12 protein-coding genes are annotated in these 13,013 nt (G+C 44.3%); 3 read left to right on the top strand and 9 right to left on the bottom strand.

All coding sequences use genetic code 11. The annotated features are described in order from the left end of the window. Positions 1-85 precede the first annotated feature (85 nt). The 8 genes from LJ739_RS10690 to LJ739_RS10655 all read right to left on the bottom strand — a co-directional run bounded on the left by LJ739_RS10690 (position 86) and on the right by LJ739_RS10655 (position 9,932). On the bottom strand, positions 86-3,187 hold the full coding sequence (locus LJ739_RS10690) for an HsdR family type I site-specific deoxyribonuclease (RefSeq protein ID WP_229160314.1): 3,102 nt from the start codon (positions 3,185-3,187) through the stop codon (positions 86-88). Continuing rightward, positions 3,180-4,361: an AAA family ATPase gene (locus LJ739_RS10685; RefSeq protein WP_229160311.1), complete on the bottom strand. Its 1,182-nt coding sequence runs from the start codon at positions 4,359-4,361 to the stop codon at positions 3,180-3,182. The genes LJ739_RS10690 and LJ739_RS10685 overlap by 8 nt, the downstream gene beginning before the upstream one ends. A 1-nt stretch (position 4,362) precedes the next feature. Beyond that, complete coding sequence (locus tag LJ739_RS10680; RefSeq protein WP_229160309.1) at positions 4,363-5,616, bottom strand: restriction endonuclease subunit S; 1,254 nt, start codon at positions 5,614-5,616, stop codon at positions 4,363-4,365. Next, a complete protein-coding gene (locus tag LJ739_RS10675) occupies positions 5,613-7,151 on the bottom strand; it encodes a type I restriction-modification system subunit M (RefSeq protein ID WP_229160306.1) in 1,539 nt (512 codons plus the stop codon). Before LJ739_RS10675 ends, LJ739_RS10680 begins: the two co-directional genes overlap by 4 nt. A 55-nt stretch (positions 7,152-7,206) precedes the next feature. Continuing rightward, positions 7,207-7,383: a methylation-associated defense system helix-turn-helix domain-containing protein MAD1 gene (mads1, locus tag LJ739_RS10670; protein ID WP_229160304.1), complete on the bottom strand. Its 177-nt coding sequence runs from the start codon at positions 7,381-7,383 to the stop codon at positions 7,207-7,209. Between the two features lie 166 nt (positions 7,384-7,549). Continuing rightward, positions 7,550-8,944, bottom strand: a complete 1,395-nt coding sequence (locus tag LJ739_RS10665; RefSeq protein ID WP_229160302.1) for a relaxase/mobilization nuclease domain-containing protein — start codon at positions 8,942-8,944, stop codon at positions 7,550-7,552. Continuing rightward, a complete protein-coding gene (locus LJ739_RS10660) occupies positions 8,941-9,324 on the bottom strand; it encodes a plasmid mobilization protein (protein WP_229160301.1) in 384 nt (127 codons plus the stop codon). The genes LJ739_RS10665 and LJ739_RS10660 overlap by 4 nt, the downstream gene beginning before the upstream one ends. Positions 9,325-9,725: 401 nt before the next feature. Then, positions 9,726-9,932: a hypothetical protein gene (locus LJ739_RS10655; protein ID WP_229160299.1), complete on the bottom strand. Its 207-nt coding sequence runs from the start codon at positions 9,930-9,932 to the stop codon at positions 9,726-9,728. A gap of 445 nt (positions 9,933-10,377) precedes the next feature. Here LJ739_RS10655 and LJ739_RS10650 point away from each other — a divergent pair, with 445 nt between their 5' ends. From LJ739_RS10650 to LJ739_RS10640, 3 genes are all read left to right on the top strand, one after another. Then, entirely contained in the window at positions 10,378-10,719 is a 342-nt protein-coding gene (locus LJ739_RS10650) for a helix-turn-helix transcriptional regulator (RefSeq protein WP_229160297.1), read from the top strand. Then, entirely contained in the window at positions 10,712-11,008 is a 297-nt protein-coding gene (locus tag LJ739_RS10645) for a hypothetical protein (RefSeq protein WP_229160295.1), read from the top strand. Before LJ739_RS10650 ends, LJ739_RS10645 begins: the two co-directional genes overlap by 8 nt. Positions 11,009-11,279: 271 nt before the next feature. Next, complete coding sequence (locus LJ739_RS10640) at positions 11,280-12,572, top strand: DUF6538 domain-containing protein (protein ID WP_229160293.1); 1,293 nt, start codon at positions 11,280-11,282, stop codon at positions 12,570-12,572. Position 12,573: 1 nt separating this feature from the next. Here LJ739_RS10640 and LJ739_RS10635 read toward each other — a convergent pair whose 3' ends face one another. Beyond that, on the bottom strand, positions 12,574-12,993 hold the full coding sequence (locus LJ739_RS10635) for an ankyrin repeat domain-containing protein (protein WP_229160292.1): 420 nt from the start codon (positions 12,991-12,993) through the stop codon (positions 12,574-12,576). Positions 12,994-13,013 lie beyond the last annotated feature (20 nt).

Here is a 13,013-nt window from a genome sequence, read left to right as displayed (position 1 = left end):
ACTACGGAAATAGTTGGGTCATGGCATATACAATATCAAGAATTTATTTCGTAATATTAGCAGACAAAAAAATCTTTACCTGCCATCAAACATTCCCACCGACACCTCTAAACTTCTCTACAAATAGAGCAATTTTCTGGAAAACACTCTGCTTCTTAGTTTTGTACTGAGGGTTCAGTGGGCTCATTTTAGGAAGAGCCTCATTCAGCGCCGTGCCATTTTCACTGGCATACTCTCGTTTTAATGATGCTGAGATATAACGTTTAGCCGCGTCTTCATTGAGACCTTCGGATTCAATCAACTCTTTAGCCTCTCTTCGCTGCTCTGCTTGAGCAAAGGTGAAGAAGGCATCAATAATACTGGCCTTATCGCCAATATCATCGAGGTTGGTTTGGTTAATAAAGTCTACTATCAAGCTCTCTTTGGCGCGGTTGCCAAGGCTCGCTCGAATCAGGCGGCGAACTTCTTCAATGAGTTCAGCTTTGCTCTTGTTCTTTTTGTTGTGCTCAAAGATCAGTTCTAAAATGTAATCGAGATTGATCTCTTGAGACTTCAACAAATCCACTTCAAAGACCACGTCATCCCAGTCGATGGTAGACTTTTCCTTCTCGTCTGCCGATTTTTGTCGGCGCTGCCAATCGCGTACATCGTTGTATGTTGAGCGGTAGTCTTGAATCTTACGTTCAGCAGGAAGACGTATGGTCTGCAACTCAGCCAGCTTTTCATCATCTAAGTAATGCTCTACCTTAAACGCTTCAACGGCTTCTTCGTCGCTCATGTCCACGCTTTGAAGGGCTTTCAATGTGGCAAACTCATCATAGTTTTGCAGCACATTCTCTACACGTAGGTACTCACCGAAAAGCTTGGCAAAGTCTTTCTTGTCGGACTCTTTATCGATAGCCGAAGGATCAGGGAAGCGCTGTTCTAACTCAGTCACTACGTCCATAAAGCCGCGTCGTGCTTCACCTGTTACCACATCAGTAAAGCCTTCCATGTATTCCTTGTAGCTTTTCTCTAGCACGACATTCTTGGTGTTCTTGTCCCCAAACAGGGTAATGGCATCTACCGTTGCTCTCTCTAAATCGCGGAAGGTGACAATATTGCCGAAGGTTTTGGTGGCATCGTAAATGCGGTTAGTGCGCGAAAAGGCCTGCATCAACCCGTGATAACGCAGATTCTTATCCACAAATAAGGTATTGAGTGTCGGGGCATCGAACCCAGTTAAGAACATGCCTACCACAATCAACAGATCGATCTCTTTAGATTTAACCCGTTTGGCTAAATCACGATAGTAGTTCTGGAAGCCGTTACTATCGACACTGAAGTTGGTTTTAAAGAAGGCGTTGTAATCGCCTATTGCCGCATTTAAAAACTCCTTGGCACTACTATTCATCGCTGAGACATCGAAGCTCTCATCCAGGATATCTCCCACTGCATCCTGCTCTTCGTTTGCAGCAAAAGAAAATATGGTGGCGATTTTCAGAGGCTTGTCTGAGTCTTTTTGCAGTTGGTTGAGGGATTCATAGTATAACTTAGCCGCTTCTACACTGCTCACGGCAAACATGGCATTAAAGCCCTTTGCATTAGCCTGCAATCGGTGTGTCTTCTGCCGGAAGTTTTTGAGAACATACTGGGAGATTTCACGAATACGCTCTGGGTGCAATAAGGCCTGTTTGTTTTCAAGCGCACTGAGTTTCTTCTCATCTTGCTCTGTTTCAATGGCCTTAAACTGTGCTCGCACATCGTTATAGTCCACCTTGAACTTGAGCACCTTTTCATCGCGGATCGCATCGGTGATTACATAAGAATGCAGTTCTCGACCAAATACGCTAGCCGTGGTTTCTGCACCTAACGCGTTTTGTGGGAAGATGGGCGTACCCGTAAAGCCAAACTGATAGAACCGTTTGAATTTCTTATTTAAGTTTTTCTGAGCTTCACCAAACTGGCTGCGGTGGCATTCATCAAAAATGAACACGACCTGTTTGTTATAGATCGGTAAATCACCCTCGCTCTTCATCAGGTTGTTGAGTTTCTGAATGGTCGTGACAACGATCTTATTATCATCTTTATCCAAGTTACGCTTTAAGCCAGCGGTACTATCAGAGCCATTCACGCTATCAGGCGAAAAGCGCTGATATTCCTTCATGGTCTGGTAGTCGAGGTCTTTTCTGTCGACCACGAAGAATACCTTATCGATAAACTCTAACTCTGTTGCCAATCGTGCAGCTTTAAAGCTGGTTAAGGTCTTACCTGAGCCCGTGGTGTGCCAGATAAAACCACCGCTTTCTGGGCAGCTCCAGTTCTTCGCTTCAAATGAACTCTTCACCTTCCATAATATGCGCTCGGTAGCAGCAATCTGGTAGGGGCGCATGACCAGCAAAGTGTTACTGACATCAAACACCGAGTAATGCAGCAGGACGTTGAGAAGGGTATTCTTTTGGAAGAAAGTGGCGGTAAAGTCTTTCAAGTCTTTGATAAGCGTGTTATCCGCCTTCGCCCAGTTCATGGTGAAGTCAAAGCTGTTTTTATTGCGCTGGGTGGTATTGGCAAAATAACGACTGTCGGTACCATTCGAGATCACAAATAACTGCAAGTACTTATACAGCGAATGCTCACTGTTAAAGCTCTCTTTGCTGTAGCGATGCACTTGGTTAAAGGCTTCGCGAATCGCCACACCGCGCTTTTTCAGCTCGATCTGTACTAGCGGTAAACCATTGACCAGAATGGTTACATCGTAACGGTTGGCGTGGCTACCGGTTTGCTCGAACTGCTTGATTACCTGTACTTTGTTACGAGCAATGTTCTTTTTATCCACGAGGTAGATGTTTTTAATGCTGCCATCATCAAACACAAAGTCGTGAATATAGTCATCGTGAATCTTGCGGGTTTTATCCAGGATGGAGTCGCTGGGCTTATCCAGATAAGTTTCGACAAAACGCAGCCATTCCCCTTCAGCAAACTGGACGTTATTGAGAGTTTGCAGTTGCTGACGCACATTGGCCAGCATGGCATCAGGGTTATTTAAGGCAGGTAAAAACTCATAACCTTGGTTTTGCAAATCCTCAATAAGCTCGCGCTCTAAGGCATCTTCACTCTGATAGCTCTCGGCTACTTTCCAATCTTTATTGTACCTATCCAGAACAATAAAGCTGTTCGACTCGGCAATTGGCTTAGTGTATTCAGGCATACTCTTGAACCTCTTGCCAGTAGCTATAGTTATCAACCAGGTGCTTTAGAAGAAACTTAACAATTTGCTTTTCTTCTGGTTTTAAATGAGGAGGCTGAGCATTTGCCAATGTATCGTGACTCGAGAACTGAATTATTCTATTGAGATACGCTTCTTTATTTTCTTCACTATCCCCAGGTAACAATTCTGACCACCGGGGATACCCTAAGAAACTTGAAGTCTTTTCGTATAGATTTCGTAAAAAGGTAAAATGATATCTTTGGACATTACCTTGTTCGATTGCAGCCTCAAGTTGCCGCTTTAAATCTAGGTGATAGAAAAAACTTGTATTAGAGTCGCCATTTTTTTCAACCAAAGAAACAGAGTTGTCTTCCAATCGTTCCAATAAGTAACAAGCTTTCGACTTCAATTCATTATGGAGAAAATTATAGAAGGTCGTATCATGAGTAGAAACGATAAACTTAATCGACGAAGTACTCTTTTTTATTAATGACGCCAAATCAACTGCAAGCTGCATCAAATGGTTTTCATCCAAAGAGCTTACGGGATCATCAATAAAAACATATTTAAGCTGATTAAACTGATCCGTTTCTCGGTCTGCTTCCTCAATAACATTGAGCACATCAATAACCTGCTCCAGAAGACTATAAAAAACACTCCAAACAAAGTTACTCTCTTCACCCTTCGAGATTTTTATATTGGGTTCGCTCTCATTATCCCCTCGTTCAAATGAAAATCTCACCTCGGTAAACGCGGGCACTATTTTCTGCTTACCTTCACTTTCTTCTGAGGTGTACTCCTCATTAAAATGAGGGGTCAGTTTGGGATTGGTATAACGCTGAAAGTGGCTGACCACATTTCTGTCTTGACCCTGTTCTTTAAAAACCCAATCAGTGAATGCGTTCGGATGAATTTTTAACACTCGGGTTTCATCATTAAGCAGATCGTTATCCCAATAAAAAAGATCCTCAGTAAACGCGTTGTAGTAAAGAACGTTCTTCTTTGATAATTCAGACGGGCCATCAGCCTCATCTGATTCTAGATCGGCTGCTAACAAGTCTTTAAATGCTCTCGATAAGCGAGTCTTACCCGAACCATTAAAGGCATAGATTAACTGCACTTTTTTATTAGTATTCTTTAGCTGTTTGGCTAAGTCATTTAATTGCATACTCATATCAGGCAGCTACCTCAATATCCGATTTAGGAAAGCTCAGCAGCAAATCGCGGTAATACTCGTATTGCTTTTGGCGCAATTCGATTTCACGGGATAAGCCTTCGGTGATTGAACTAGTTAATGCGTCAAATTTATCCAAGATGGAAACGATGCGAGCCTGTTCTTCTGGAGAAGGAATGGGGATCAATATTTTAGCCAAATTATCAGCATTCACACGTCGAACTTTTGCACCAGTAATGTATTGTCTTTTTTGTTTGTGGAACTGCTCTGTTTGAAAGAAGTAAGAAACGTATTTAGGGTTTAATTTGTGCCTATAAAAACAGGCGTCACTGCTAACAGCAATGTCTTCGCGTCCCAGCCAAGCAACAGCCTTGCAGAGATCTTCATCGTTCTCACTTGTTGTGGCTATTACTAAGTCGCCGTACGTAGCTTTACGAGCTTTTTTAAAAAACTCTTGTGAGACATAACTTATGGTCGTATCCGTATACGTCCCGTAGTGCGTGTAAATTTGCCCATAGTGAATGCAACCAACACCTGTCTCCGTGAAATCTTTCTTCTGTAAGCCACCACCACGAATGAATTCACCGACCTCACTATGTCCCATAGGCAAGAGCTCCACTTCTCCTTCTTCAAAACTCAATAACTGCTCGCGATAGTAGTTGTATTGTTTTTTACGGGCATTAAGCTCGGTGGTCAGCTCGGTGGTCAGCTCGGTGGTCAGCTCGGTGAAGGTGTCTAGTATGCGGACAATTTCGGCTTGGATTTCCAGTGATTTTTTGGGGTTGTCTGGGCAAGGTATGGGAATAGACGTCTTTTTGATATTATCATTATACAAACGACTAATTACCCCTCCATTAGAAACATGCCATTTCGCTATTTTATAGAAGTGAAACAGATATTTATTCAGCACTTTGCTTTCGTTATTTTCTAGCCATACAATATTGCTGTCTTGGAAATATGCTTCTTTTCCATCGAAAATAACGGCTCTTCCAATTGTGCCGCTAGCTGAAATTAAAATTTCACCTATCGTTGGATAACTATATTTTTCTATATATTCTTCAAAAACATCTCTTGATATAAAAGCATTTGGCTCTTTACCGAAAGTCCCTATTTTGAAAAATGGAATCTCGCCAACATCACTGGTTTGGTTCTTCATAATGCGTTTGCACATGCGAACTTCGCCAACCCATCCTAAAGTTTTTTGTTCAACGTCAGCCCCATCCAGCAACTTTTCCATAAAGCTTAGATTGCTCATCCCTCAATCTCCGCGACAATCTCATCAATCTCATTTCGTAGCTGATCAATCTTGGTTACGGTAACTTTCAGTTCGGCATTGAGCTCAGTAATATCGACGACTTCGCGGGTGTCTTTCGCTTCTACATAAGTACTTACGGAAAGGTTGTAGTCTTTAGCTACTTCCTCATAGGGCACTGACCGAGCAAAGTGATCTACATTCGCCTTGCTATCAAAAACGTCCATGATCTGCTTAACATGATCATCTGTGAGAGTATTGTTATTGGTCTCTTTCTTAAACAGCCCGCTCGCATCAATAAACTGGGTATTGGTATCCGTTTTATGTTTGGAGAGCACCAGAATCGTCACGGCGATGGTGGTACCAAAAAATAAGTTGGGCGCAAGTGAAATGACCGTTTCGACGTAGTTGTTATCGACCAGATACTTACGGATTTTCTGCTCTGCGCCGCCTCGGTAAAAAATACCAGGAAAGCAAACAATGGCAGCACGGCCTTTGCTCGAAAGGTAACTCAGTGCATGCAGTACAAAGGCAAAATCAGCCTTGGACTTAGGCGCGAGTACGCCCGCAGGTGCAAAGCGCTCGTCGTTAATTAGCGTTGGGTCGTCACTGCCTATCCACTTCACTGAATAAGGTGGATTAGAAACGATGGCATCAAAGGGTTTATCCTCACCAAAGTGTGGGTCGGTTAGAGTATTACCCAGCTGCATATTGAACTTATCGTAGTTGATGTTGTGCAAAAACATATTCATACGAGCCAGGTTGTACGTGGTGTGGTTTATCTCCTGCCCGAAGAAACCCTCTTCAATCGTATGCGCGTCGACATGTTTTGTAGCCTGCAAAAGCAGCGAACCGGAACCGGCGGCAGGGTCATAGATTTTATTGACACTGGTTTGTTTGTGCATGGCCAGTTGCGCTATTAGCTTGGAGACATGCTGCGGAGTGAAAAATTCGCCACCGGACTTACCGGCATTGGCAGCATAGTTCGAGATGAGGAACTCGTAGGCATCGCCGAACAGGTCTATATGAGCCGCGTCGAATTTGCCAAACTCCAATCCTGCCACGCCTTTTAGTACGTCAGCCAAACGGCTATTTTTTTCTTTTACTGTATTTCCCAAACGATTACTGGTGGTATCGAAATCGGCAAACAAGCCCTTTATGTCGCCCTCTGATGGGTATCCGCTGGCAGAGGCTTCTATAGCGGCAAAGATCTCGGCTAAGTCGGTATTCAGGCTTTCATTGGTCTTTGCATTTTTGGCGACATTCACAAACAACTGGCTTGGGTAGATGAAGTAGCCCTTAGTTTTAATGGCGTCGTCTTTGATGTCTGGCGTGATAACATCATCGTTAAGTGCTGAGTAATTAATACTCTCGTCATCGGCCTCAATGTAGCTGGAGAAGTTTTCGCTGATAAAGCGATAAAACAGGGTGCCGAGGACATATTGTTTAAAGTCCCAACCATCGACTGAGCCACGCACATCGTTGGCGATGGACCAGATTTGACGTTGAAGGGCGGCACGTTGTTGGATGCTTGTCATTCTTTTTCCCTTTCTATTGTTTCAGCCATTATCTCGTGAACTATTTTCAAATGAATTAACCTTTCTTCTTCTGTTCTTCAATCCAATGGAGGACATCCTCCCTCTTAAACCGCCAACTGCCACCCACTTTGAATCCGGGCAATTTGCCTTCTGCGGCCAGTCGGTATGCAGTTTTTTCTGCCAACTTGAGATAGTCGGCGACCTCTTTCAAGGTCAAAATTTCATCAGCCATAGCGTATCCACTCTTAGACACATGAGACAATAAGGGAAAATTGGGGAATCAACAAGGCTAATGAGGCTTTTACCTCCGACTTTTCTACATTAGATTGAGGAAAGCGTGCCAAGTACGCGATTTGATCAAAAACAAGCACTTAGGTGCATTGCTAGGGGGCAGGTCACTAACGAGTGAATGATCTACCCTTCTTGCGTTTGTTTTGCTCACTCTCCCGCTTCCTTTCACTCTTACGTTTTTCCTGATAACTATCCTCATGATCATTTGTCAGGTCTAGCTCGTTTTGCTTGGATTTATCCAGCGATGAGGAATCAAACCTATGTGACAAGGTGCCACGCTTTTGCTCATGATTATGAGAACGAATATCGAAGATACGTTTCGCCAGTTCTTTGCGCTCTAAACGCTGCTCATCCCGTTTGGCCTGAATTTCTTTCTGTAGCTCGGCTCGTTGTAGGTTATGTTCAAAAACGAGCTTTTGCCGCGAATTGCCATGGTGTTCTTTTAGCTTGCTGAGCTTATCCTTCCCTACCAGCCTTAATCGGCGCTCTTTACCTGTCACTTTATCGAACAGGCCAAGGATGCCCTTTTTGAAACCTTCACGAACAGACTTGGATGTGAGGTTTCGCTTCACTCGATGTTGATCTTTTTGTTCTTGTCGCTGAGCACGCTGGATAGTGACCAGCAGTGCCTTCTTTTCTTCAAGCGGTAACATTTCGTTTCTATGCTTTTGTTTCAGCTCTTTGATCAAGGATTTCATTTCTGAGTTATAGATCGAGCGAATTTCCACTGCTGCCATCGCGACTGAGGGCAAACCATCAGGATCACCCAGCTTGGCCTTTAGTTCTTTCCTTTTGAAGTCGCCAAATTTTGATAGCGAAAATACTTTTTCGGTATGATCCATCAGCACAAAGCCACGCTTATCACCCTTGGCTAGAAATAGTCCACGCTCTTTGAGTGCGTGTGAAAAGCTGCTTACATTATCCGAAGCCTGCCAAGCATCCTTAATCAGCCCACGCAGCTCGTTTGCATCGACCTTCTGCCGTTTGAGCTGATTCCATTGAGCTGGTGTGAGGTTGAATCGATCTGCTTCTTGCTTGTTTTCCATTCCTCTTGGCATATCCCAGCCGTGTTCCTGATACAGCTCACGGCTCAACTCCATAGATTTGTTCTTGAAGTGTGACATGCGAATAGCTTTCATTTCCTGAACATTTATGCGAGACCAGACTACGTGTGCGTGTCTGCCTCGACCTTCTTTCTCATGGTAGACCACCACACGAGGCTGGTCGGTTAAGCCCAGCTTCTTTTCAAAACGCTTGAAAGCGTCTTCAAACTGGGCTTCGGTGACTTCGGCACCGGGGGGAGGATTAAAGGACGTGCTGAACAAAGGCTGCTCACAACGAGTCGCCTTTGATACCGCATCAATCTCTAGTAGGGCTTCGTGCAGATTAAGCCCGACCAGTCCTTTAATCTCGGCGACGGTTACATGATCGTTATCGCGCTTGTTATTTAGATGCGTCGCAAGGTTGCGAGCACCTGAGCGCTGAGAGCATCGAATAATCAATGTAACGTCGCTCCTTTGTCATGGTCGCCTTCCCTATAGCCGAGCGCCACCATGACCGCAGCCCGCATTTCGGCCAAGTCGATCAGAGCTTCTTTTAGCTCTGGTATTTCGACTGATCCCTCAATGTGTATCTGGCGGGCAAGCTGGTTGAGGTTCCCCCCGATTTTCCCGAGAGAGCCTAAAAGTCGGGCAAGCTCAACCTTTTCGGTCACGGGTCTACGTGATCGACGCGGAGGAGGAGCATCGAAGATGATTGATTTGCAATAGCCACCCATGGATAAGCCAGCTCGCTCGGCTCTATACTCAATTTCACGCCGCTCATCTGGAGTGAGCCAAAGTGAAAATGGTGGTGGTCTCTTGCGTGATGTTGTGCCAGTCATAACATTACCCTCCGAAGCGCATTTCAAAGGGGGGTGCGGGGAAAAGCCTGTTTTCCCCCACCAAGATGGCCTGCTACTAGCAGGCACAGCTTGCATGTTGGCTTATCAATGATGAACATAAATGTTCTAAGATTTAGTTAAAGCCAACGGGTGTGGGGTATTCCCCACTCCACCGCAAGGTGGACATGCCACCTTACTTTCCGCACCACCCAAAATCAGTTCAAATGCATCATAGATCAGCATTTTTTATGCTGTAAATGCTTGATTTTTCGGTGGTTGCGACATGTTAAGACACGCTTAGACATTAGCACAAAATTATTTTCGTGCTAAGTTTTTCGCTCGCCATATTTGGGTATGAGGAAAATCTGTACCACCGTCTTCGGCAGTACAGATTTGTGTTTTTATGCTTCGGAATTTTTAATTCTTGAGCAGTAGATACGGCCTTCAACAATTTGTTTGCCGTAAAGCTGAACGGTGATTTTGCCATCTTCGTTTAGCCAAGCTACACCGACTGTCTCAAAGTGAGCCTGTTTCCCCTGCCCGTGCTTAATACGCGCACTATGCGTTGGAGCTTTACTTTCGGCGTTGTAGGTTTCTGAGTATGTCATTGTTTTTTCCTTTCAATGGATTCTTAGGCCGAGCCTGTCTCGGCCTTATGCGAGCCGAACAGCGGGGCGTAGGAATTTTGTAAAGGTAAAATCGGGTAAGTGGTGCGGCTCGCAGAGAGCCGTAGCGAACGAGAACACGGTTGCACTATTTTGCCTTTACAAAATTTCTGCGCTTTGCAAGGCATTAGAGCATAAGGGCGGGACAAGTTTGGCCGATCTACGACACCGTTAGAAAAACAATGGCATACTCAGAAGCCCTTCCCTGCTTAAGAGTTTCTTAACCTTTATGTGTTTTAATATTGGTAGGCGGCATCCTAAGCTCATAGCTACGATGCCGTTTTTCTATGGGGGGATGTCGCCACTACCTTAACGGGGCTTGTTGGTTATGGGGAATGAACACGCAATTCATTTCCCATACTTACAAATCAGACTTGAAGGGGCGACAATGAACGACATCAGCAAAAGCCTAAGCAAAGCCTTCGCAACATCTGGCGACAGTCAAGTTGGTCATTGCGAAGCAAACGTATTGGCCTCTCTCATGCTCCAGTCAAACGCTCTCGTCTCGCTCGAAACTGCTGTGCAGCTATGCAGCCTCTCCATACAAGACATCAATTTCAGAATTCGTGAAGGCCGGTTTCCGCCCCCTCAGAACCTATCCTTGGATAATCGCGAAACCAAACTGGCTTTCCGAGTACGCGATATTCAGAAGTGGCTAAACAGCCCTTCTGAATATTATACGAGTCAGTCAGGCATCAAAGATAAAGGGTTTAGGATGCGCCATGACTAGAACGAGAGATTGGGATATTGATAAGGTCATTCAAGAACTTGATCCACGCAAACAGGCTAGACCATTCAATGCGGAATTCCAGCAACGCGCATCCTTTGAAAGCGTTACTTACGAAGATATAAAAGAAGCTTATGTAATCGCGGCTCAGGTTGTGGCTGAGTACGGCGACGACTATCTTCCAATATTTGTTGACCTTCAACGCAAGCTCGATAAATATGGAGAAAAAGAAAAACTTGTGGAAAAAGCCAAATTAATTGCTTACGGTCAGCAACATAAAAAACCATTTTAACAGCTAGTTTTTGTCGCACATTTTGGTAACTTTTTGGGAACATTTAGGATTTACGTAATTTTTAAATCTATTATTTACAATAACTTGGTGCGGTATTTTCGACTGTATTGATTTTCACCGTGTCCGCCATTTTCCCCTGCAATGAACATCCCATCATAAATGCTAAGTCACTGATATAGTTGAATTCCCACTTATATTTGACCTTTCTTTAACCATTCCTTATGGGTTATTGGGTTAAATTTGTTATACATTTTGGGAACATTTAGGCCACATGGAGTATTTATTTAGACGGGGAAATTGGTTTCATTACAAGCGGCGTATACCGAAAGATATTGCGCGATTTTATGATGGCGACTTCGTTCAACTTTCACTAAAGACAGATTCCATGACCATGGCCAAACAACGTGCCACCCTATTAAACACTCAGTTGGATTCACTGTGGTCTGATTTGCGTTCAAACGGACACGAAGAGGCCGAAAGCAAATTAGAACAAGCCAAAGAAATTGCACAAGCACATGGTTTTCCGTATTTGACGATGGATCAGATTATTAGCGCGGGCAGCTCCGAATTAGTAAGCAGGCTCAACACAATCCAACCAGTCGTATCGAGCGAACAGGAGAAAGTAGAAGCTGTATTAGGAAAGCATAGTTCTACTGCACCGACCATAAGGGAAACCTTGAACAGATTCTGCGACTACTACAGGGCAGACATGACTAATAAAAGCGCCCATCAGATTAAAAAGTGGAAGAACCCGCGCCTTAAAGCAGTTGATAACCTTGTATCACTATATTCTGACATGCCGATTGACAAAGTAACCCGTGATCATATCCTCGGCCTCAGGGAATGGTGGTTTGGTAGGATAGAAAACGAAGGTTTATCACCCAGCTCTGCAAACAAAGACTTTTCTCACTTGAGATCACTGTTTGCTTTCGCCCGTGATGATCAAAAACTGGACATCGATATCAGCTACTTGTTTTCAAGGGTTAGATTTGCAAACCGTGCCAGCACTCGCCCCCCTTTCGAAACGAGCCACATTAGGGATAACCTGCTAAATATAAAAAATTTGGATGGGCTGCATCCAGAGGCGAAGCTTTTCTTATTTGCGATGGCAGACACTGGCGCTCGCCCTTCTGAGCTACTAGGTTTAGATGCCTCCAATGGAGATATCAGGCTTGATGCACCTATTCCGTATATCTTTATACGACCTGCAAAAGACAAAGCACTTAAAACGGCTCAAAGCGAAAGGCAGATACCATTGGTTGGCGCTTCGTTATTTGCTTTCCAAAATTTACCGCAAGGATTTGAGCATTATTACAGGAAAGCTGATCAACTATCTGCAAACCTAAACGGCTTTTTGCGCAATCATGGTTTATTGCCCACAACCGAGCATTCAATATATAGCTTGCGACATAGTTTTGAGGATCGTTTGACAGCGGTAGAGCCGCCAGAAAAGGTTCAGGCTGCGCTTATGGGTCACAAGTATGCTCGCCCACGCTACGGCGATGGGCCAAGCCTAGAGCAGAAAAAGAAGTGGCTAGATATGATTTGTTTCGATTTAACCTAAATCATGGAGTCGGTGGCTTTGGATTAGCAGCCTCTAGTTCGGCGTCTTTTTTATCTTCAAGCTCCCACCATAAACCGTATTCTTTTCGGATTCTCTCATCAAGCGCCTCTCTGAGTTTTGGCGCACCGCCCATAAGCGCCAGCATATAGGCATTACGGCCTTGGTCATCCTCATGTAAACAGATAAACGAGGATACCTCCGTATTATTTAGCAGGAAAAGCCCAAAATCAGTACGCATTGAAACGATAGCAACCTGCAACGCATTCATTCCAAGATCATCAGTATCGTTTATACAGTCTGGTCTACCTTTCATTGCAGACAGAGCTTCCTCTATGTCGCCTCGCTCTGCCGCACGCAAAATACACGGTTCCATTCCATTAGTCCCTTCATCCTTGTATTGCCACTTCTGAGGTAGTGCCATATATCACCCAATTAAATCAA

The sequence above is a fragment of the Fluctibacter halophilus genome (assembly GCF_020687825.1).
Lineage (GTDB): Bacteria > Pseudomonadota > Gammaproteobacteria > Enterobacterales > Alteromonadaceae > Fluctibacter > Fluctibacter halophilus.
Note: the sequence above shows the minus strand (reverse complement) of the source record. Positions and strands in the feature narration are given on the sequence as shown.

What these genes read in the sequence shown, in the direction of transcription:
- LJ739_RS10650 (WP_229160297.1), top strand. Translation starts at nt 10,378, where the DNA reads ATGAACGACATCAGCAAAAGCCTAAGCAAAGCCTTCGCAACATCTGGC.
- LJ739_RS10680 (WP_229160309.1), bottom strand. Translation starts at nt 5,616, where the DNA reads ATGAGCAATCTAAGCTTTATGGAAAAGTTGCTGGATGGGGCTGACGTT.
- LJ739_RS10640 (WP_229160293.1), top strand. Translation starts at nt 11,280, where the DNA reads ATGGAGTATTTATTTAGACGGGGAAATTGGTTTCATTACAAGCGGCGT.
- LJ739_RS10685 (WP_229160311.1), bottom strand. Translation starts at nt 4,361, where the DNA reads ATGAGTATGCAATTAAATGACTTAGCCAAACAGCTAAAGAATACTAAT.
- LJ739_RS10675 (WP_229160306.1), bottom strand. Translation starts at nt 7,151, where the DNA reads ATGACAAGCATCCAACAACGTGCCGCCCTTCAACGTCAAATCTGGTCC.
- LJ739_RS10635 (WP_229160292.1), bottom strand. Translation starts at nt 12,993, where the DNA reads ATGGCACTACCTCAGAAGTGGCAATACAAGGATGAAGGGACTAATGGA.
- LJ739_RS10690 (WP_229160314.1), bottom strand. Translation starts at nt 3,187, where the DNA reads ATGCCTGAATACACTAAGCCAATTGCCGAGTCGAACAGCTTTATTGTT.
- LJ739_RS10645 (WP_229160295.1), top strand. Translation starts at nt 10,712, where the DNA reads ATGACTAGAACGAGAGATTGGGATATTGATAAGGTCATTCAAGAACTT.
- mads1 (WP_229160304.1), bottom strand. Translation starts at nt 7,383, where the DNA reads ATGGCTGATGAAATTTTGACCTTGAAAGAGGTCGCCGACTATCTCAAG.
- LJ739_RS10655 (WP_229160299.1), bottom strand. Translation starts at nt 9,932, where the DNA reads ATGACATACTCAGAAACCTACAACGCCGAAAGTAAAGCTCCAACGCAT.
- LJ739_RS10660 (WP_229160301.1), bottom strand. Translation starts at nt 9,324, where the DNA reads ATGACTGGCACAACATCACGCAAGAGACCACCACCATTTTCACTTTGG.